This is a genomic window from Comamonas antarctica, assembly GCF_013363755.1.
Taxonomy (GTDB): domain Bacteria; phylum Pseudomonadota; class Gammaproteobacteria; order Burkholderiales; family Burkholderiaceae_C; genus Comamonas; species Comamonas antarctica.
Map to the genome: position 1 here is coordinate 2,127,158 of NZ_CP054840.1, position 22,518 is coordinate 2,149,675.

The 22,518-nt window shown below is 69.0% G+C and carries 7 protein-coding genes; all 7 read right to left on the reverse strand.

The window, feature by feature from the left end; genetic code table 11:
• Positions 1–31: 31 nt before the first annotated feature.
• Complete coding sequence (locus HUK68_RS10080) at positions 32–17,578, reverse strand: SwmB domain-containing protein (RefSeq protein WP_434082435.1); 17,547 nt, start codon at positions 17,576–17,578, stop codon at positions 32–34.
• A 259-nt stretch (positions 17,579–17,837) separates the two neighbouring features.
• On the reverse strand, positions 17,838–18,560 hold the full coding sequence (arsH, locus tag HUK68_RS10085) for an arsenical resistance protein ArsH (protein WP_011871430.1): 723 nt from the start codon (positions 18,558–18,560) through the stop codon (positions 17,838–17,840).
• The gene (gene arsC, locus HUK68_RS10090) at positions 18,553–18,975 is read right to left on the reverse strand and encodes an arsenate reductase (glutaredoxin) (RefSeq protein WP_009876563.1); all 423 of its coding nucleotides are present in this window, start codon (positions 18,973–18,975) and stop codon (positions 18,553–18,555) included. The genes arsH and arsC overlap by 8 nt, the downstream gene beginning before the upstream one ends.
• A complete protein-coding gene (locus tag HUK68_RS10095) occupies positions 18,972–20,204 on the reverse strand; it encodes an MFS transporter (RefSeq protein WP_175504081.1) in 1,233 nt (410 codons plus the stop codon). Before HUK68_RS10095 ends, arsC begins: the two co-directional genes overlap by 4 nt.
• A 2-nt stretch (positions 20,205–20,206) precedes the next feature.
• Entirely contained in the window at positions 20,207–21,277 is a 1,071-nt protein-coding gene (gene arsB, locus HUK68_RS10100) for an ACR3 family arsenite efflux transporter (protein ID WP_175504082.1), read from the reverse strand.
• 10 nt (positions 21,278–21,287) lie between these two features.
• On the reverse strand, positions 21,288–21,782 hold the full coding sequence (locus tag HUK68_RS10105) for an arsenate reductase ArsC (protein ID WP_009876566.1): 495 nt from the start codon (positions 21,780–21,782) through the stop codon (positions 21,288–21,290).
• 4 nt (positions 21,783–21,786) lie between these two features.
• On the reverse strand, positions 21,787–22,110 hold the full coding sequence (locus HUK68_RS10110; RefSeq protein ID WP_009876567.1) for an ArsR/SmtB family transcription factor: 324 nt from the start codon (positions 22,108–22,110) through the stop codon (positions 21,787–21,789).
• Positions 22,111–22,518: the final 408 nt, after the last annotated feature.

The following is a 22,518-nucleotide window of genomic DNA, read 5'->3' on the forward strand; positions in this document are numbered from 1 at the left end:
GACTTTCTATGGACTGCCTTGAATACCTCAATCACACCACGACGTTGGTGATCTCCTGCTCGACCAGCACCGTGGCCCCGCCCCAGGCGTAGGACACGAAGCTGACATCGCCCACCACCGTGGCGGCTCCCTTGGTCGCTCCAGACATTACCACGCTGTCGCGCGCATCGCCAACGATTTGCAGCGTGTGCGACGGGCTGTCCGTGAGCTCCAGCACCGCCTGCGAGGTCAGGGTCAGCACCGAACCGGTATCGCCCGTGCCCAGATCGATGCGCTCGATGCTGCTGATGCGCGTGGGCGCGGTGGTGAACGTCAGGTTGATGCCGCCATCGAGCAGCAGCGTGTCGAAGCCCGTGCCGCCGCTGATCGACGCATAGTTCGGCGCCAGCAGCTGGATGACGTCGGAGCCCGCGCCGCCAATGAAGGTGTCGTTGCCTATGCCGCCGATCAGCAGGTCGTCGCCATTGCCGCCATCGAGGGTGTCGTTGCCCGAGCCGCCGCGCAGCAGGTCGTCGCCGTCGCCGCCGCGCAGGATGTCGTCGCCGCCATGCCCGTAGATGCGGTCGGCGCCCGCGGTGCCGGTGATGGTTTCGCTGGCGTTGCTGCCTTCGATGATGCCGCTCTGGTCGTTGAGGTTGTTGACCAGATTCGCATCGAGCAGCCTGGCGACCGAGGCCGTCGAGGTGGCGCCCTGGGTGTCGGTGGCCGTGATGCTCAGCGCGTTGAGCACATCCGCGCTCAGCAGCGAGCCGTTGAGCAGCGTGCCGGCCTGGTCGGTGAGATGCACCGATGCCAGCAGTTCGTTGACCGCCTGGTTGCCGACCGCGCGGCCCGCGACCAGCGAGGTGATGACCAGCGTCGAACTCGGCGCGATCAGGTTGAGCACGCCGGCGTCGTTCTGCACGCTCAGCTGCAAGCCCAGTTCCGCGGCAATCGCCTGCGAAGCCGTGAGCTGTATCGGTGTCAGGCCCAGCGCCAGCACCGGCTGGTAGCGCACCGTCACCTGGCTCAGGTTGTTGTCGCGGTCGATCGCCGTCAGGTGCTGGGTGCCGAGGTTGACCAGGTTCAGCGCATCGACGCCGATCACCCCGAGCAATCCGCTCGATGCCAGCTGCACTTCGGGTGCGCGGTTGTTCGGGTTGAACGTGGCGGGCGCCACCGCGCCGGTGTCGAAGGTCACCGATCCCGCGGCGCTGTCGCCATCGCGGTCGACGATGGTGAAGCCGACATCGGTGGTGTTGTCCAGGCCGCTGCTGCTGACGCTGGCCGCATCGACCAGCAGCTTGCCCTGGCCCAGCAGCTGGGTGATGATTGTCGCGTCGCTGCCGAAGCCGGTGACCAGATCGACGTTCTTCAGCAGGATCTGCTGGTTGGTCTGGCCGGCGTTGGCCGCGTTGTAGCCGCCGATGAAGCCGCCCTGGGTGCTGATGCTGATCAGCGTGTCGTTGCCGACCTTGGCGAAGTGCAGATAGTTGGTCAGGTTGCCCGAGGTGAAGCCGATGCGCCCTTCCCCGACCAGCATCGACGCCAGGTCCAGCACGTCGCCGCCGGCCCAGGCGCTGGCGACGTTGAAGTCGGTGATGGTGTCGACCACGGGCGCTGCCACCGTCCCCTGGTCGCCGGACTCCCAGCGGAACACGTCCGTGCCCTCGCCGCCGGTCAGCGTGTCGGCGCCGCTGCCGCCCACCAGAATGTCGTTGCCGGCAAAGCCATTGAGCGTGTCGTTGCCCGCGCCGCCGCGCAGGATGTCGTTGCCCTGGTTGCCCAGCAGCGTGTCGTTGCCGCCATAGCCGTAGAGGCGCCGGCTCACGCCGGCCGCCAGGCCGTCCGGGCCGTCGAGCACATCGGCGCCCGCCGTGCCGGCCTCGAAGCCCGTGGCCGCGCGGCCCAGTACCGACTGCAGCAGCTGCACGTTGGCCAGCTGCGAAGCCGATGCGGTGCTGCTCAGGCCCGCGGTGTCCGTCACGGTCATGTTCAGCGTCGACAGCAGGTCCGCCGACAGCGCGCCCAGCAGGCTGGTGTCGAGATAGACCGTGCCCAGCAACTCGTTGAGCCGCAGGCTGTCGATGGGCTGGCCGCTGAGCGAGGTGATGCGCAGCTGGTGCACCAGCAGCAGCGAGCTGAGCTCCACGCGCAAGCCCAGCTCGGCCGCCAGCGAGGCCGAGAACACGAAGGGATTGCGCAGCAGCGAGCCCACGCTGACGCCGCCGAACACCAGCGTGACCTCGCGGATGTTGTTGTTGGCATCGCTGGCCGTGAAGGCCTGCTGCTGGCCCAGGTCGATCAGCCCCAGCGCGTTCGCGCCAACCAGCCCCAGCAGTCCGCCGCTCTGGCCCACGCTGGCGACGGGCGCGACATTCGCCTGCACGGACGCGCGGATGCCCGTGGCCAGCAGGCTGTACTGGCCGCTCGACAGGTCGATGCTGAAGGTCTCGCCGCGCAGCGTGGTCACCGTGAGCGTCGACTGGTTGTCATACGAATACGCGTAGACCGAGGTCGAGGTGCCGGACTGCGTGACGGTGCGCGCGGCCGGGTTGTAGCTGAACTGGAAGCCGTCGACATTGACGCTCTGCACGTAGCCGCCATCGGCGCCAAAGGTCAGCGCCGCGCTGCCCTGCACGCTGCCGGCCGCCGTGAGCACCTGTGTCGTGGTCGGTGCGGCCACGGGCACGTCGTCGATCACGCTGACCGTGAGCTGCAGGTTGCTGGCCGCGCCGTTGTTCAGTACGCCGACGTTGAAGTCGCGCAGGTTCTCGCCATTGCCCGCGACATGGTCGAGCGGCCCGTACAGCGAGACCGTGTAGCGGCCCGCGTTGGCGCCGCTGCCGATCGACACCACGACGGCCACCGCGCCCGTGGCCGAGCCGATGTGCCCGGTCAGCGTGGACGTGCCGGCGCCGGTCCAGACGATGGCCTGGCCGCCCGAAGTCAAGGCCAGCGCCGGCGCCGAAAGCGTCAGCGCGGCATTGGCCGCCACGCCGGCAAACGTGCCGCTGACCACGGCCGGCACGGCGACGGACAGATCGTCCTCGTCGACCTGGATCAGCTGGCGCGTGTTCGCCACCCCCACGCCTACCAGGCTCGCGGCATCGTTGCCGCTCACGTCCTGGATGGCGCTGGCATCATTGCCGGCGGTGGGGTCGGTGTAGTTCACGGTCACCACCGCGCCCGCCGCGACGGCGCTCGCCAGCGTCAGCACCACTGTGCTGCCCGAGACCGCGACCGCGCTCACGGCCACGGGTGCGCCATTGACGTTGACCACGAAGCTGCCCACGGGCGGCGCCGCGCCCAGCGCCTCGTCGAAGGCCAGCGTCAGCGCCGTCCCCGTCACGCTCGCCCCCTGCAGCACCGGCGGCAGCGTATCGAGCACCGCCACGCCGGTGCGCGTGGCCGCGTCGTTGCCGGCCAGGTCCTGGATCGCATTGGCATCGTTGCCCGCGGTGGGATCGGTATAGCCCACGGTCACGGTGGCGCCGTTGGCCAGCGGCGCGGCCAGCGTCAGCACGACGCTGGCGCCGGACACGGCAATGCCGGTGACCGCCACCGCCGCGCCATTGGCGTTGACGACGAAGCTGCCGGCCGCGGGCAGGCGCAGCGGATCGATGGCTTCGCTGTAGGTCAGCACCAGCGTCGTGCCGCCCGCGCCGGTCACGGCGTTGACCAGCGTCGGCGGCGTGATGTCCGCGGTGAGTCCGGTGGCGGCATTGAGCGCATAGCCCGTGCCCAGGTTCAGCGACACATCGGTATAGCTGCCGGCGGCCACGCTGATGCTCGGCGGCGTGGCCGTGCCGTCCTGCGTGAACACCGCGGTCCAGGTGTTGGCGTTGAGCTGCGTGAAGCCGGACAGCGCGCCGCCGGCCAGTACCACGTCGCTGGCCGTGAAACCGGTCACGGCCTCGCTGAACTCGAAGCTCACCGTCGTGGCCTCGCCGCGCGCCAGCAGCAGGTCGGAGGCGGTGATCAGCAGCGTCGGCGGCGTGGTGTCCGTCGACGGCACGGCGTTGACCACGGGCTGCGCGGCGATGCTGGCCGCATCATTGCCGGCGATGTCCTGGGTGGCGGCGGCATCGTTGCCCGCGCTTGGGTCGTTGTAGGCCAGCGTCACGTTGTCGCCGAACACCACGGCGCGCGCCAGGTTCAGCACGACATTGCTGCCCGACACCGCGACACGGCTGACCGCCACCAGCGTGCCATTGATGCGCACCTCGAAGGCGCTCGCCAGCGGCAGCTGCGCGCCGTCCAGCGCTTCGCTGTAGGCCAGCGTGAGCTGGATGCCCGAGGCGTTGGTGGTGATCGACTGCAGCTGCGGCGGCGTGATGTCGGCCGTCAGGCCGGTGGCGGCATCGAGCGTGTAGCCGGTGCCGGGGTTGGACGCGAGATCGGCATAGCTGTCCGCGGCGACGCTGACGCTGGGCGCGGCGGCCGTGCCGTCTTGCGTGAAGACCGCGGTCCAGGTGGTGGCGTCGACCTGCGCAAATCCCGACAGCGTGCCGCCCTGCACCGCGACGTCGCCCGCCGCAAAGCCGCTCACGGCTTCGCTGAAGCTGAACGTGAGGGTCGTGGCCTCGCCATTGGACAGCGCCAGGTCGGACGCCGTGATCAGCAAGGTCGGCGCGATGATGTCGGCCGTCAGGCCCTGGGCGGCATCGAGCGTGTAGCCGGCGCCCGGGTTCAGGGCGATATCGGTATAGCTGCCGGCCGCGACGCTGACGCTGGGCGGCGTGGCGCTGCCGTCCTGCGTGAACGTGGCCGTCCAGGTGGACGCATTGAGCTGCTGGAGGGAGCCCAGCGTGCCGCCTGCCACCGCCACGTCGGACAGGGCGAAGCCGCTCACGGGTTCGCTGAAGGCGAAAGTCAGGGTCGTGGTCTCGCCCGCGGCCAGGCGCAGGTCGGCCGCGGTGATCAGCAGGCTGGGCGGCTGCGTGTCGGGCACGAAATTGGTCACGCCCGTGGCCGGCAGGCTCAGCGCGTCGTTGCCGGCCGCATCCTGGATGGCATTGGCGTCGTTGGCCGCGGACGGATCGGCATAGGCCACGCTGACGGCCGCCCCATTGGTCACGGCAGTCGCGAGCGTCAGCACCACGGTGCTGCCGGCGACGGCCGCGGACGTGACGGTGACCGGCGCGCCGTTGACGCTCACCGCGAAGCTGCCCGCGACCGGCGGCCGCAGCGCATCGAGCGGCTCGTCATAGCGCAGCACCAGCGTCGTGCCGTCGGTGCTGGTCGAGGCCGAGACGAACGCCGGCGGCGTGGTGTCGGGCACGGTATTGCTGACCACGGTGGCAGGCAGGCTGGCCGCATCGTTGCCTGCGGCGTCCTGGATGGCGTTGACGTCGTTGCCCGTGGTCGGATCGCTGTAGGCCACCGTGACCGCGGCGCCGTTGGCCACGGGCGTGGCCAGCGCCAGCACCACCGTGCTGCCGGCCACCGCCGCGCTGGTCACCGTGACCGGCGTGCCGTTGACGCTGACGACGAAACTGCCAGCGCTGGGCGCATTGGCCGCATCGAGCGCTTCGTTGTAGTTCAGCACCAGCGTGCTGCCATCGGCGCCCGTGGCCGCCGAGACGAACTGCGGCGGCGTGGTGTCGGGCACGATGTTGCTCACGCTCGTGGCCGGCAGGCTGGCGGCATCGTTGCCGGCCGCGTCCTGGATGGCATTGGCGTCGTTGGCGGGGCTCGGATCGTTGTAGGCAACGCTCACCGCTGCGCCATTGGCGACCGGCGTGGCCAGCACCAGCAGCAGCGTGTTGCCGGCCACGGCGGTACTGGTCACCGCCACGGGCGTGCCATTGACGTTGACCACGAAGCTGCCGCCCGCGGGCAGGTTGGCTGGATCGAGCGCCTCGTCGTAGCTCAGCACCAGCGCGCTGCCGTCGGCGCTGGTGGCCGCCGAGACGAACGCCGGCGGCGTGGTATCGGGCACGGTATTGCTGACGCCGGTCGCCGGCAGGCTCGCGGCATCGTTGCCCGCGGCGTCCTGGATCGCGCCGGCGTCGTTGCCCGGCGTGGGATCGTCGTAGGCCACGGTGACCGCGGCGCCGTGGGCGACCGGGGTGGCCAGCGTCAGCTGCACCGTGCTGCCCACGACCGCCACACCCGTGACCGCGACCGGCGCACCGCCGACGTTGACCACAAAGCTGCCGGCGGGCGGCGGATTGGCCGCATCGAGCGCCTCGTTGAAGCCCAGCACCAGCGCCGCGCCGTCGGGGCTGGTCTGCGCCGAGACGAAAACCGGCGCCGCCGTGTCGGGCACGGTGTTGTTGACCAGCGTCGGCGCGAGGCTTGCCGCATCGTTGCCCGCGAAGTCCTGGATGGCGCCGGCATCGTCGAGCGCCGTCGGATCGGTGTACCCCACGCTGACCACCGCGCCATTCGCCACGGCCGTGGCCAGCGTCAAGACCAGGGTGCTGCCCGCGACACCCACGGCGGTCACCGCCACCAGCGCACCATCGACATTGACGGCGAAGCTGTTGGCCGCGGGCGGATTGGCGCCGTCGAGCGCCTCGCTGTAGGTCAGCACCAGCGCCGTGCCGTCGCTGCTGGTCACCGCCGAGACGAACGCCGGCGCCGTGGTGTCCGGCACGGTATTGTTGACGGCCATGGGCGCAAAGCCGGCCGCGTCGTTGCCGGCCAGGTCCTGGATGGCACTGGCGTCGTTGCCCGCGGTGGGATCGTTGTAGCCCAAGCTCACCGCGGCGCCGTTGGCCACCGGCGTCGCCAGGCCCAGCACCACGCTGGCGCCGGCCACGCTGACGCTGGTCACGGCCACGGCGGCGCCGTTGACGGTCACGGCAAAGCTGCTGGCAGCCGGCGGATTGGCCGCATCGAGCGTCTCGTTGTAGCTCAGCACCAGGCTCGCGCCGTCGCCGCTGGTCATGGCCGAAACCGCGATCGGCGGCGTGGTGTCGGGCACGGTGTTGCTCACGCCGGTCACGGGCAGGCTGGCTGCATCGTTGCCGGCCAGGTCCTGGATCGCGGCCGCGTCGTTGCCGGCGCCGGGGTCGGCGTACGCCACGCTCACCACGGCGCCATGCGCCACCGGGCTGGCCAGCGCCAGCACCAGGGAATTGCCCGCCACGCCCACGCTGTCCACGGCCACCAGCGTGCCGTTGACGTTGACGGCAAAGCTGGCTGCGGGCGGCAGGTTGGCCGCATCGAGCAACTCGCTGTAGCTCAGCACCAGGCTGGCGCCATCGGGGCTGGTGACGGCAGAGACGAAAGTCGGCGGCGTGGTGTCGGGCACGGTGTTGTTCACGCCGGTCTCCGCCAGGCTCACGGCGTCGTTGCCGGCCAGGTCCTGGATCGCGGCGGGGTCGTCGCCCACGCCGGGGTCCTGGTACGCCACCGTGACCGCGGCGCCATTGGCGACCGGCGCTGCCAGCGTCAGCACCACGCTGCTGCCCGCGACCGCCACGGCATTGACCGTGACGGGCGCGCCATTGACATTGACCACGAAGCTGCCTGCGGACGGCGGGTTGGCCGCATCGAGCGGTTCGCTGTAGGCCAGCACCAGCGTGGCGCCATCGGCGCTGGTCTGCGCCGAAACGAACACCGGCGCCACCGCGTCGGGCACCAGATTGGTCACGCTGGCAGGCGCCAGGCTTGCCGCATCGTTGCCGGCCGCGTCCTGGATGGCGCTGGTGTCGTCGGCGCCCGAAGGGTCCGTATAGGCGACCGTCACCACCGCGCCATAGGCCACGGGCGTCGCCAGCGTCAGCTGCACGGTGTTGCCGACGATCGCCACCGCGGCGATGGCCGCTGGCGCGCCGTTGACATTGACCGCAAAGCTGCTTGACGCCGGCGGATTCCCCGCGTCCAGCGCTTCGTCATAGCTCAGCACCAGCGTGCTGCCGTCGGGACTGGTGGCGGCCGAGACGAAGGTCGGCGTATTGCCATCGGGCACGAGGTTGTTGACGCCGGTGGCCGGCAGGCTCAGGGCATCGTTGCCGGCCGCATCCTGGATCGCGCCGCTGTCGTTGCCGCCTGAGGGGTCGGTATAGGCCACGGTCACGGGCTGGCCGCTGAGCACCGCAGTCGCCAATGTCAGCACCACGCTGCTGCCGAGAATCTCCACGGCGCTCACTGCTGCCGCGCTGCCGCCGACATTGACCACGAAGTCGCCGATGGCCGGCGGATTGCTCGCATCGAGCGCGCCATCGTAGGTCAGCACCACGCGGTCGCCGCCAGCGTTGGTGGATGCCGACACGAACACCGGCGCTGTCGTATCGGGAACGAGATTGCTCACGCCCGTGGTCGGCAGGCTGGCCGCGTCGTTGCCGGCCGCGTCCTGGATCGCAGCCGTGTCGTCGGTCGGCAGGGGATCGGCATAGGCCACGCTCACCGCCGCGCCATTGGCCACGGGCGTGGCCAGCGTCAGCACCACGCTGTTGCCGGCAATCGCCACCGCGGTCACCGCCACGGCCGCGCCGCCCACGGTGACGGTGAAGCTGGCCGCGTCGGGCGGATTGCCTGCATCCAGCGCCTCGCTGTAGCCCAGCACCAGCGTGGCGCCGTCGGTACTGGTGGCAGCCGAGACGAAACTCGGCGGCGTGGCATCGGCAACGGTGTTGTTGACGCCGGTCTCGGGCAGCGCCGCCGCATCGTTGCCGGCCAGGTCCTGAATCGCGTTCAGGTCGTTGGCCGCGGAAGGATCGGCGTACGCCACCGTCACCGTGGCGCCATTGCCGACCGGGGCCGCCAGCGTGAGCAGCACCGCATTGCCGGCAATCGCCACGGCGCTCACGGCCACGGGCGCGCCATTGACATTGACGACGAAGCTGGCGGCCGCGGGCGGATTCGCGGCATCCAGCGCCTCGCTGTAGACCAGCTGCAGCGTGGCGCCATCGGCGCTGGTCTGCGCCGAGACGAAGCTCGGCGCGCTGGTGTCGGGAACGGCGTTGTTCACGCTGGTCACCGGCAGGCTGGCCGCATCGTTGCCCGCGGCATCCTGGATCGCATTGACCTCGTCGCCCGGTGTCTGGTCGGCGTAGGCCACGGTCACGGCCGCAGCGTTCGGCACGGCCGTGGCCAGCGTCAGCACCACGCTGCTGCCAGAGACGGCCACCGCGGTCACCGCGACGGCTACTCCATTGACATTGACCGCAAAGCTGCTTGCCGGCGGCGGATTGGCGGCATCGAGCGCTTCGTTGTAGCTGAGCACCAGCGCCGCGCCATCGACACTGGTGACGGCCGAGACGAACACCGGCGCCGTGGTGTCGGGCACGGTGTTGGCCACGCCCGTGGGCGGCAGGCTCGCGGCATCGTTGCCGGCCGCATCCTGGACCGCGCCAAGGTCATTGCCGGTGCTGGGATCGGTATACGCCACCGTCACCGCGGCGCCGTTGGCCACCGGCGCGGCCAGCGCCAGCACCACGCTGCTGCCGGCAATGGTGACGCCGGTCACTGCCACCACGGCGCCGTTGACGTTGACCACGAAGGCGCCGGCCGCGGGCGGATTGGCGGCATCGAGCGCTTCGCTGTAGTTGAGCTGCAGCGTCGTGCCGTCGGTACCGGTCTGGGCCGAGACGAAGCGCGGCGGCGTGGTGTCGGGCACCACGTTGTTGACGCTGGTCGCAGGCAGGCTGGCCGCGTCGTTGCCGGCTGCATCCTGCACCGCGCCGGTGTCGTTGCCGGGCGTCGGATCGGAATACGAGACCGCCACGGCCGCGCCGCTGGCCACCGCGCTGGCCAGTGCCAGCACCAGCGTGTTGCCTACCACGCTCACGCCGCTCACGGCCACCGGGGCGCCGTTCACGGTGACGACAAAGCTGCCGATCGCGGGCAGGTTGACGCCGTCGAGGGCTTCGCTGTAGGTCAGCTGCAGCGTGCTGCCATCGGCGCTGGTCACCGCCGACACGAACACCGGCGCCGTGGTATCGGGCACGTTGTTGACCACGCCGACATTCGCCAGGCTGGCCGCATCGTTGCCCGCGGCGTCCTGGATCGCGCCCGCGTCGTTGCCGGCCGTGGGATCGCTATAGGACAGGCTCACGGCCACGCCGTTCGTCACGGGCGTACCCAGCGTCAGCACGACGGTGCTGCCGACCACGGCCACGGCGGTGACCGGCAGGGCCACGCCGCCCGCGCTCACCGCGAAGCTGCCCAGCGGCGGCGGATTGGCGGCGTCAAGCGCGCCGTCGTAGGTCAGCACCAGGCTTGCGCCATCGGCGCTGGTCACGGCGGACAAGAACACCGGCGCCGTGCTGTCGGGCACCAGATTGCTCACCGCGGTCTCGGCAAGGCTGGCGGCGTCGTTGCCCGCGGCGTCCTGGACGGCATTCGCATCGTTGCTGACCGTGGGATCGGCATACGACACGGTGACGGTGGCGCCATGGGGCACCGGCGTGTCCAGCAGCAGCACCACGCTGGTGCCGCTCACGGCAGCGGTGGCCACCGCGACCGGGGCGCCATTGACACGCACGACGAAGCTGGTGACCGCGGGCGGGTTGGACGCATCAAGCGCTTCGCCGTAGGTCAGCGTGAGCGCCGTGCCATCGGCGCTGGTGGCCGCGGAGACAAAGGCTGGCGGCGTGGTGTCGGGCACGGTGTTGTCCACGCCGGTGACCGGCAGGCTGGCCGCGTCGTTGCCGGCCGCATCCTGGATCGCGCCGGGGTCGTTGCCGGCGCTCGGATCGTCGTAGGCCACCGTCACCACGGCGCCGTTGACCACCGGCGTGGCCAGGATCAGCAGCACGCCGGCGCCGCTCACGCTGACCGCGGTCACCGCCACGGGCGCGCCGTTGACGGTCACCGCGAAGCTCGCCGCGGCCGGCGGATTGGCCGCGTCGAGCGGCTCGCTGTAGGTCAACTGCAGCGTGGCGCCATCGGCACTGGTCTGGGCCGAGACGAAGGTCGGCGCAAGCGTGTCCGGCACCAGGTTGTCGACGGCGATCGGCGCGAGGCTGGCGGCATCGTTGCCGGCGGCGTCCTGAACGGCATTGGCGTCATTGCCGGCCGTGGGATCGGCATAGGCGACGGTGACCACCGCCCCGTTGGCGACGGCCGACGCCAGCGTCAGCACCACGGTGCTGCCGGCAACCGCCACGCCGGTGACCGCGACCGCCGCTCCGTTCACGCTGACGGCGAAACTGCCCAGCGCCGGAGGATGGGCCGGATCCAGCGCTTCGTCATAGCTCAGCACCAGGCTCGCCCCATCGCTGCTCGTGGCGGCCGACACAAAGGTCGGGCTGACGCCGTCGGGCACCAGGTTGTTGACCCCGGTCTCCGGCAGGTTGGCCGCATCGTTGCCGGCGGGGTCCTGCACCGACCCGGGATCGTCCGCGCCGGGAGCGACATAGGCCACCGTGACGCTGGCGCCCGCAGGAATCGCGCTGCTCATTCCCAGCACGACCTTGTTGCCCGAGACGAACAGGCTGCGCAATCCGACCGCCGCGCCATTGACCCGGACCGTGAAGTTGCCGATGTCGGGCGGATTGGCCATGTCGAGCGGCTTGTCGTAGGTGAGCGTGAGCTCGCTGCCGTCCGCGCTGGTGGCGGCCGAGACGAACACCGGGGGCACGCCATCGGGCACCAGATTGCTGACATTCGTCGCCGGCAGGCTGATCGCATCGTTGCCAGCCGCGTCCTGGATCGCCGCGCCATCGTTGCCCGCCGAGGGGTCGGTGTAGGCCACCGTCACGGCCGCCCCATACGGCACGGCGCTGCTCAGCGTCAGCACCAGCGTGCTGCCATTCGTGCCCACACCCGCCACCGCCACGGCAGTGCCGTTGACGGTGACGGCAAACGCGGCCGCGTCCGGCGGATTGGCCGCATCCAGCGCCTCGCTGTAGGTCAGCACCAGCGTGGTTCCATCGCTGCTGGTGACGGCCGACACGAAGACCGGCGCCGTGGTGTCCGGCACCGCGTTGCTGACGCCGGTCTCGGCCAGGGTCACGGCATCGTTGCCGGCCAGGTCCTGGATGGCCGCGCCATCGTTGCCCGGCGTGGGATCGGCATAGGCCACCGTCACCGCAGCGCCGTTGGCGACCGGCGTGGCGAGGGTCAGGACCACGCTGCTGCCCGCAATGGCCACCGCCGCGACCGGCACGGACGCGCCATTCACGCTGACGACGAAACTGCCCGCGGCCGGAGGGTTGGCCGCGTCGAGCGTCTCGCCATAGGTCAACACGATGCTCGCGCCATCGCCGCTGGTCACGGCGGACAGGAACACCGGCGCTGCGGTGTCTGGAACGTTGTTGGTCACCACGGTTTCCGGCAAGGCCGCGGCATCATTGCCCGAGGCATCCTGCACCGCGTTGGCGTCGTCACCCGACGTCGGATCGGCATAGGCCACGGTGACCACGGCGCCGTTGGCCACGGGCGCCGGCAGCGTCAGCACCACCGTGCTGCCGCTCACGGCGGCGGCGGTCACCACCACCGGCGCGCCGTCGATGTTGACCGTGAAGCTGCCGGGCAGCGGCGGGTTGGCGGCATCGAGCGGGCCGTCATAGCTCAGCACCAGCGTGCTGCCGTCGGCGCTGGTCGCGGCCGAGACGAACACCGGCGGCGTGACATCGGCGACGATATTGCTGACATTGGTGGCCGGCAGGCTCGCGGCATCATTGCCCGCCGCGTCCTGGATCGCGTTGGCATCGTTGGCAGCCGAGGGGTCGGAGTACGCCACGCTGACCGCCGCGCCCTCGGTCACGGGCGTCGCCAGCGTCAGCAGCAGCTTGCTGCCGTCGACCGCAACGCCGGTCACTGCCACCGCGGCACCGTTCACGGTGACGGAAAAGGCATCCGCAGCCGGCAGGTTGGCCGCGTCCAGCGCTTCGCTATAGCTCAGTTGCAGCGTGGCGCCATCCGCGCTGGTCACGGCCGAGACGAAGGCCGGCGGCGTGGCGTCCGGCACGGTGTTGCTGACGCCGACCGGGCCCAGGCTCGCGGCGTCGTTGCCCGCCGCGTCCTGGATCGCATTGGGATCATTGCCGGCGGACGGGTCGGTATAGGCCAGGCGCACCACCGCGCCGTTGGCGACGGGCGTGGCCAGCGTCAGCACCACGCTGCTGCCGTTCACCGCCACGCCATTGACCGCCACGGGTACGCCATCGACGGTCACGGCGAAGCTGCCTGCGGCCGGGAGGCTGGCTGCATCGAGCGCTTCGTCATAGGTCAGCACCAGCGCCGCGCCATCGGCGCTGGTCTGCGCGGAAACGAAGTTCGGCGCCGCGGTGTCGGGCACCTGATTGGCGACGCTCACCGGCAGCAGGCTTGCGGCATCGTTGCCGGCCACCCCCTGGATCGCGTTGGCGTCATTGCCATTGGATGGATCGGTGTAGGCCACCGTGACGACGGCGCCATGGGGCACGGGAGTGGCCAGCGTCAGCACCACGTTTACGCCATCGATCGCAACGCCCGCGACCAAAATCGGCACGCCGCCGACGGTCACGCTGAAACTGCCCGCGCCCGGAGGGTTGGCCGCATCGAGCGGCTGGTCGTAGCTCAGCACCAGGGCCGCGCCATCGGCGCTGGTCGCTGCCGAGACAAAGGTCGGGCTAGTGCCATCGGGCACCAGGTTGTTGACCGCGGTGGCGGGCAGGTCCACCACATCGTTGCCGGCCGCATCCTGCAGGGCTGCCGCATCGTTGCCCGTCGACGGATCGGCATAGGCCACGCTCACCGCCGCGCCGGCTGTGACCGCGCTGGCCAGCGTCAGCACCACCGTGCTGCCCGCCACCGCCACGCTGCCAACCAGCACCGGCGCGCCGTTCACGGTGACGGTGAAAGCGCCGGGCGCGGGCGGGTTGGCCGCATCGAGCGCTTCGTCATAGCTCAGCACCAGCGTGGCGCCGTCGGCGCTGGTGGCGGCTGCGACAAACGCCGGAGGCGTGGTGTCGGGCACGGCGTTGTTGACCGCGGTGGGCGCGAGGCTTGCGGCATCATTGCCCGCCGCATCCTGGATGGCGTCGAGGTCGTTGCCGGGACCAGGATCGGTATAGGCCACCGTGACCGGCACGCCCGTCGGCACGGGCGTGGCCAGCGTCAGCACCACGCTGCTGCCTGCCGCGGCCACGCCGGTGACGGCCACGGCCGTGCCGTTGACCGTGACCACAAAGGCGCCCGCGGGCGGCAGATTGCCCGCATCCAGCACTTCGCCATAGCTCAGTTGCACGGTGCTGCCATCCGCACTGGTCATTGCCGAAACAAAGGCCGGCGGCGTGGTGTCGGGCACGAGGTTGGTGACGCCCGTGCTGGACAGGCTCGCGGCATCGTTGCCGGCTGCATCCTGGATGGCGCTGGCGTCATTGCCCGGCGTGGGGTCGTTGTAGACCACGCTCACCGCCGAGCCATGGGCCACCGGTGTGGCCAGCGTCAGCACGACCGCGTTGCCGACGACCGCTGCACCCACCACGGCGACCGCAGTGCCGTCGACATTGACCACAAAGCTGTCCACCGCGGGCGGATGGGCCGCATCGAGCGGCTCGCTGTAGGTCAGCACCAGCGTCGCGCCCTGCGCGCCGGTCTGCGCCGCGACAAAGGTCGGCGCAGCGGTATCGGGCACCTGGTTGCTCACCACCGTCGCGGGCAGATTGGCGGCATCGTTGCCTGCCGCATCCTGGATCGCGGCGGCGTCATCGCCGGTCGACGGATCCGCATAGGCGACCGTGACCCCCGCGCCATTGGCGATGGGCGCGGCCAGCGTCAGCACCACCGTGCTGCCGACGATGGTCACGGCCGTGACCGCCACCGGCGCGCCATCGACATTGACCACGAAGCTGCCGGCGGCCGGCGGATTGGCCGCATCGAGCGCTTCGTCATAGGTCAGCACCAGCGTGCCACCATCGGCGCTGGTGGCCGCCGAGACAAAGGCGGGCGGCGTGCCGTCGGGCACCGTGTTGCTCACGCCCGTGGCGGGAAGGCTCGCGGCATCGTTGCCGGCAGCGTCCTGGATGGCATTGCCGTCATTGCCGGTGGTTGGATCGTTGTAGGCGACGTTCACGGCCTGCCCATTGACCACGGGAATAGCCAGCGTCAGCACCACGGTGCTGCCGGAGACGGCCACGCCGGTCACGGCCACCGGTGCGCCCGCCACGTTGACCACGAAGGCCCCGGCCGCGGGCGGATTTGCGGCGTCGAGTGCCTCGTCATAGGACAGCACCAGCGTCGCGCCATCGGCGCCGGTCACCGCGGACACGAAATTCGGCGCGCTGGCATCGGCAACCTGGTTGCTCACGCTGGTCGGCAGCAGGCTCAGAGCATCGCTGCCGCCGGCCCCCTGGATCGCATTGGGATCATCGCCGGCCGTGGGGTCGCTGTAGGCCACCGTGACCACGGCGCCGTGGGCCACGGGCGTGGCCAGCGTCAGCACCACGGTGGCGCCGACGACGGCCACCGCCGCCACGCCCACCGGCGTGCCATCGACATTGACCACGAAACTGCCCGCTGCGGGCGGATTCGCCGCATCGAGCGGCTCGCTGTAGCTCAGCACCAGCGTCGCGCCATCGGCCGCCGTGGCCGCCGACACGAAGGTCGGGCGCACGCCATCGGGCACCAGATTGTTCACGCCCGTGGGCGCGAGGCTCAGCGCATCGTTGCCGGCCACGTCCTGGATGGCGGCCGCATCGTTGCCCGCGCCGGGATCGGCATAGGCCACGGTCACCACGGCGCCACCCGCGACCGGCGCAGCCAGCGCCAGCACCACGCTGCTGCCCGAGATCGAGACTGCCGTGACCGCGACGGGACTGCCGTTGACGCTGACCACGAAGCTGCCCGCGCCCGGGGCATTGGCCGCATCGAGCACTTCGTCATAGGTCAGCACCAGCGTCGCACCGTCGGCACTGGTCGCGGCCGCAACGAACGCCGGAGGCGTCGTATCCGGCACGGTGTTGTTGACCGGTGTGGTGGCGAGAGTCGCAACGTCGTTGCCAGCCCCATCCTGGAGCGCCGCGGCATCATTGCCAGCGCTGGGGTCGGTGTAGGAAACCGTGACCGGCACGCCCGACGGCACGGCCGAAGCGAGCGTCAGCACCACCGTGCTGCCGGAAATCGACACGCCCGTGACCGCCACGGCCGTGCCGTTGACATCGACCAGGAAGGCGCCTGCCGGGGGCGGATTGGCCGCGTCCAGCGCCTCGTCAAATGTCAGCACCAGCGACGCGCCGCCCGCGCCGGTCGCGGCCGAGACAAAGGCCGGCGGCGTGGTGTCGCCCACGGTGTTGACCACCGCGGTGGCGTCCAGGTTGGCGGCATCGTTGCCGGCAGCATCCTGGATGGCGCTGGCGTCGTTGCCCGGCGTGGGGTCGTTGTAGGCGACGGTCACCACGGCGCCGCTGCCCACCGCAGCAGCCAGGGTCAGCACCACCGTGCTGCCCACGACGGACACGGCCGTCACTGCGACCGCCACGCCGTTCACGTTGACCACAAAACTGCCCGCTGCGGGCGGATTGGCCGCATCGAGCGGCTCGTCATAGGTCAGCACCAGCGCCGCACCGTCGGCACGGGTCACTGCCGAGACGAACACCGGCGCCGCGGCGTCCGCTACCTGGTTGCTGACATCGGTCGGCAGCAGCGCTGCGGCGTCGTCTCCGGCGCCATTCTGGATCGCGTTGGCGTCATTGCCTGGCGTGGGATCGGCATAGGCCACCGTGACGGCCGCCCCCGCCGGCACGGGCACGGCCAGCGTCAGCACCAGGTTGCTGCCGCTGATGTCCAAGCTGGTCACGGCCACCGCCACGCCGTTGACGACCACGGTGAAGGCGCCGGGTGCGGGCGGATTGGCGGCATCGAGCGCCTGGTCATAGGCCAGCACCAGCGTCGCGCCATCGGCGCTGGTCGCGGCCGATACGAACGCCGGCGGCGTGCCCTCGCCCACCGGATTCGCAACGCCGGTCGGCGGCAGGCTGGCGGCATCGTTGCCCGCCGCATCCTGGATGGCGTTGGCATCATTGCCGGCCGTCGGGTCGGTGTACTCCACGCTGACGGTCGCGCCGGCAGGCACGGGCGAGGCCAGCGTCAGCTCGATGTTGCTGCCGTCGACCCGCACGCCCGTCACGACCACCGGCGTGCCGTTGACCTGCACCACGAAGCTCGAGGCAAGCGGCGGATTGGCCGCATCGAGCGCGGCGTCATAGCGCAGCGTCAGCACGCCGCCATCGGCGTTGAGTGCAGCGGAGACAAAGGCGGGCGGCACGGGATTGGGCTCGCCCGGGCCCGGCCCACCGGGGCCCGGGCCGCCCGGGACCGATGCGGACGATGAGCTGCCGCTGCCGGCGATGCCCGCCACCAGCAGCCCGCCGCCGAGCACGGCGCCCAGCGCAGCCAGGCTCGGCCCCGATTCGGGAACGATCACGCAGGCGGCGGAAGCGGCCGTCGAAGTCAGGGATTCAAACGGCGCGGCTTCGGCCTGGGGCAGGAAGCGCGCGATGATCGCGCCATCAGCGCCCGTGGTTTCCATCTCCACCAGCACCGCCTCGCCCTCGGCATTGCGCAGAAACAGCTGGCTTGCGGTTTCAGGGAGAAAAAATCCTGCAATGGTGACAACATCGCCGCAAACGGAAAATACCAGGTCATTTCCGACACGGCTGAAGCTGCCCACATCCGCAGCACTCACATTCAGAAAGACGCGGCTCGCCTCATTCAATGTGAATCCGGAAACGAGTCATGCACTAGAGCGATAAGTCTCTGTTTCCCAATCACTTTCTCCGCTGTGGTGAGCAGCGAAGGCCTGAATTATAGCCTTGTTTTTCGCCCTCGGCAACAAAGTTCATCCAACGACTTCCATTGAAGTCCAAGGACTGCTCTTTTCGCAGTCGCACCGCCCTACGATGCTGTCGCGATGCAATGGGGCCTCCAGTGGCCAAGGCCGTCGTGCGGCGATAGGCGAATGGAATCAGGGGTTATCAGATTACCGCCTGCTGCATGCGCTTGGTCAACGCCTCGGCGCTTTCCTTGCGCTCGCTATACCTGTCCACCAGATACGGCGACGCATCGCGCGTGAGCAGCGTGAACTTCATCAGTTCCTCCATCACGTCCACAATGCGGTCGTAGTAGGCCGACGGTTTCATGCGTCCCGCTTCATCGAATTCTTGATACGCCTTGGCGACCGAGGACTGGTTGGGGACGGTCAGCATCCGCATCCAGCGGCCCAGCACGCGCATCTGATTGACAGCATTGAAAGATTGCGAGCCGCCCGACACCTGCATCACTGCCAGCGTCTTGCCCTGAGTCGGACGCACCGCGCCGACTGACAGCGGAATCCAGTCGATCTGCGTTTTCATCAGGCCGGACATCGCGCCATGGCGCTCCGGCGAACTCCACACCATACCCTCGGCCCACTGCGCGAGTTCGCGCAGTTCCCTGACCTTGGGATGATCCTCGGTCGCGTCATCCACCAGCGGCAGGCCCGACGGGTTGAACAGCCGCGTCTCGCCGCCCAACGCCCGCAGCACGCGGGCTGCCTCTTCGGCGGCCAGTCGGCTAAACGAGCGTTCGCGCAGCGAGCCGTAGAGCAGCAGGAAGCGTGGCGCATGGGTGGAACGTTCGGGTGCCAGTAGCCGTTCCATGTCCGGCGGCTGGAGCAATGCGGCGTCGATGTTCGGCAGGTCGAGACGGGATTCAGACACGACGGCCCTCCACATCCACTACCGGCTCGCCGTCTTCCTTGTTGAACGCGCCGCGCTGCGGTTGCGGCAGGATGTCGAGCACTGTTTCCGACGGGCGGCACAGGCGCGTGCCCAGCGGCGTGACCACGATAGGTCGGTTGATGAGGATCGGATGTTGGAGCATGAAGTCGATCAATTGCTCGTCGCTCCACTTCTGATCTCCCAGGCCGAGTTCCGCATACGGCGTGCCTTTCTCGCGCAGCACCGCGCGTACCGGGATGCCCATCGCGGCGATCAGCGCCTTCAGCATGTCGCGGTCGGGCGGTGTCTTCAGATATTCGATGACAGCCGGTTCCTCGCCGCTGTTGCGAATCAGGCTGAGGACGTTGCGTGACGTGCCGCAATCGGGATTGTGGTAGATCGTGATGTGGCTCATGTCGAGGTGCCTTCGTTCGAGAGAAGCATGGATTGCTGGCGCAGATGCCTGATCACATAGCCGAACAGGATCGCGCCCGCCGCGCTGATGCCGGTCAGGGCCAGCAGCGTGCCGGGATAGCCGTTGCCGGCGGAATACAGCAGCGAGGCCACGAAGGGGCCGGCGGCCACTGCGATCTGCACGGGTGTCGCCATCGCGCCGCTGATGGCGCCATAAGCGGCCCGACCGTACAGCTCGGCGGGCAAGGCGCCTCGTACGATCGTCATGACGCCATTGCCGATGCCGTAGAGCGCGGCAAACACGACATACACCGGCAGCCACTGCTCGGAAGCAAAGAGCAGGAGCAATGACAGCGGCAGCAGACTGATGGCCGCCATGCCGACCTGGCGCGTGCTGGCCCGCTTGCCGACCGTGGCTTGCACCACACGGCCGAGTACCTGCATTGGCCCGATCAGCGCACCGACCCAGGCCGCATTTGCGGCAGAGATGCCATGTGCCTGCAAGACTGGGATCATGTGCAGCGACATCGCCGCGAACACCAGTGCATTCAGCGTCACAGCCGCCGTGACGAGATAGAACACCGGTTCGCGCATGACCGCGGTGAGATTGCGGGATCGGGTTTCCGTCCGCGCTGGGGGTGTGCCGTGTGCCGGGCCGCGTCCCTTTGGCAGGCTGGCATGGATGGGCAGGCAGATCAGCAGGTTCGCGGCCGCATAGATCAACCAGACCTCGCGCCAGCCGACGTGTTGCAACAGCGTTTGCGTCAGCGGCCAGAATACCGTGCTGGCGAAACCGCCGAACAACGTCAGGTGCGTGATCGCCCGGCGATAGTTGCTGCCATGGACCTGCGTGATGACCACGAAGGCCGGCTGGTACAAGGTCGCGCTCATGGCCACGCCGATACCGGCCCACACGAGGTAAAGCTCCGTCGCGTTGTGTACCCGCGAGAGGCACGCGAGCATGACGGCGGCCAGCAAGGCGCCGCTTCCCATCAGCAGACGTCCACCGATGCGGTCGATGATGCTGCCGGCCGCGGTCGAAAGCAGTCCCGAGATCAGCAAGGCCACCGAATAAGCCCCGACGATGGCGGGCTTGGACAGGCCGAGTTCGTCCTGCATGGGCTGCATCAGGACGCCGTAGGCGTAGAACATCGACCCCCACGCGACGATCTGCGTCAGTCCGAGCGAGGGAATCAGCCAGCCGCGAGAGCGCGGGATGGTGTTGTCCATGATTACGCTTGGCGCTCGTACCAGCCGCGCGAGCGGTTGACCACGCGCACCACCAGCAGCATCACCGGCACCTCGATCAGCACGCCAACCACGGTGGCCAGCGCCGCGCCCGAGTGGAAGCCGAACAGACTGATGGCGGCGGCCACGGCCAGCTCGAAGAAGTTGCTCGCGCCGATCAGTGCCGAGGGGCCGGCGATGCTGTGCTTCTCGCCTACCTTGCGGTTGAGCCAGTACGCCAGCCCGGAATTGAAGAACACCTGGATCAGGATCGGCACCGCCAGCATGGCGATCACCAGCGGTTGCCGGATAATGGCCTCTCCCTGAAAGGCGAACAGTAGCACCAGCGTCAGTAGCAGCGCGGCGATCGACAGCGGGCCAATACGTTCCAGCGCCCGGTCGAACGCAACCTGACCCCGGCGCAGCAGCGCCCGGCGCCAGAGCTGCGCGAGGATGACAGGAATGACGATGTAGAGCGCGACCGACACCAGTAGCGTGACCCATGGCACGATGATCGACGACAGGCCCAGCAGGAGGCCGACGACGGGCGCGAAGGCGAACACCATGATGGTGTCGTTCAGCGCCACCTGCGACAGCGTGAACACCGGATCGCCGCCGGTCAGCCGGCTCCACACGAACACCATCGCCGTGCAGGGCGCGGCGGCCAGCAGGATCAGCCCGGCGATGTAGCTGTCCAGCTGCCCGGCCGGCAGCCACTGTGCGAAGACATGGCGGATGAAGATCCACGCCAGCAGCGCCATCGAAAACGGCTTGACCGCCCAGTTCACAAACAGCGTGACGCCGATGCCGCGCCAGTGTCGCCTGACCTGGCCGAGTGCGCCGAAGTCCACCTTCAGCAGCATCGGCACGATCATCACCCAGATCAGCAAGCCCACCGGCAGGTTGACCTGGGCGACTTCCAGCTGGCCAATGGCCTGGAACGCGCCCGGCGCGAACTGGCCCAGCGCGATGCCGGCAACGATGCACAGCAGCACCCACAGGGTCAGATAGCGCTCGAAGCTGCTCATGGCAGATGCGGCCGGCGCGTGACCGGCCGCTTCGGTTTCTGTAGTCATCGCGCCGCCCTTACTGGCGGCCGATGTCGCGCAGCTCGCGCTGCAACGACATGGCGTCCAGGCGCTGGAGCGGCAGCGACAGGAACAGTTCAATGCGTCGGCGCAGCGTGATCGCGGCGTCGAGGAACGCTTTGCGCTGTTGCTCCTCAGTGCCCTCGACGGCTGCCGGATCAGGGACGCCCCAATGCGCCGACACCGGCTTGCCCGGCCACAGCGGGCAAGCCTCCCCAGCAGCGTTGTCGCAAACTGTAAAGATGAAGTCGAACACCGGCGCACCCGGTGCCACGAACTCGTCCCAGCTCTTGCTGCGGTAGCCGGTCGTCGGCAGGTGCAGCCGCTCCAGCGTGGCAAGTGCCAGCGGATGAACCTCGCCCTTGGGGTGACTGCCCGCCGAATAAGCGTGGAAGCGGCCCTTGCCCAGCTCGTTGAGCATGCCTTCGGCAAGGATGGAGCGGGCGGAATTACCCGTGCAAATGAACAATGCGTTGTAGATCGTGTCGGTCATGGCGTCAGCAGTCGCAGCGGGTGGATTCGGAAACCTCGCACACTCCGCCTTGGCAGCAATGCTCGGTCAGGTAGCCGATCAGGCCGTTCATGTGGTCGTATTCGGCGCGATAGATCAGGTTGCGGCCTTGCTGCTCGATGCTGACGAGGCCGGCGTGGGCCAGTTCCTTCAGATGGAAGGACAAGGTGTTGCGGGCCACGTCGAGCTGGTCGGCCAGCACGCTGGGCGTGAGTCCTTCCGGGCCGGCGACGACCAGGGCGCGGAACACACGCAGGCGCTGGGTGTGCGCCAAGGCGCTCAGGGCGGAAACGGCTTGATCTTCGTTCATGATTCGATAGTACAACAATTATTGAATTAATGGATAAGAATCAGCGGGCAAGTCATTCATGGCTTCGCGGCATACCGCCGTCGAGTTCTTGGACTATGTTCCGCGCATCACGCCCATCAAAGTCATCGCGGCAGCAAGATGCTTCTATCAAGAGCGGCGGATGCCTTCTCGCACCACGGACTAGTTCAAGGGAAGGCAGGATGCCTAGCGGGCGATAGAACTGCACTGCATCCTGATGCGATGTGACCATGTTTGGCCCACACCGCAGGCGCGTGAACGCAAAGTGCGTTGGATTGAACCAAGCAAAATGCTTCGCCGCAAGATGCTATGTCGATATATCAGGATGCCGAAACAAGCATGACATGCGCGGATTTCTCCAGGTCCCTCTGGACGTGGAGCAGCGGATGC

What these genes read in the sequence shown, in the direction of transcription:
- arsC (WP_009876563.1), bottom strand. Translation starts at nt 18,975, where the DNA reads ATGAGCCACATCACGATCTACCACAATCCCGATTGCGGCACGTCACGC.
- HUK68_RS10095 (WP_175504081.1), bottom strand. Translation starts at nt 20,204, where the DNA reads ATGGACAACACCATCCCGCGCTCTCGCGGCTGGCTGATTCCCTCGCTC.
- arsB (WP_175504082.1), bottom strand. Translation starts at nt 21,277, where the DNA reads ATGACTACAGAAACCGAAGCGGCCGGTCACGCGCCGGCCGCATCTGCC.
- HUK68_RS10105 (WP_009876566.1), bottom strand. Translation starts at nt 21,782, where the DNA reads ATGACCGACACGATCTACAACGCATTGTTCATTTGCACGGGTAATTCC.
- HUK68_RS10110 (WP_009876567.1), bottom strand. Translation starts at nt 22,110, where the DNA reads ATGAACGAAGATCAAGCCGTTTCCGCCCTGAGCGCCTTGGCGCACACC.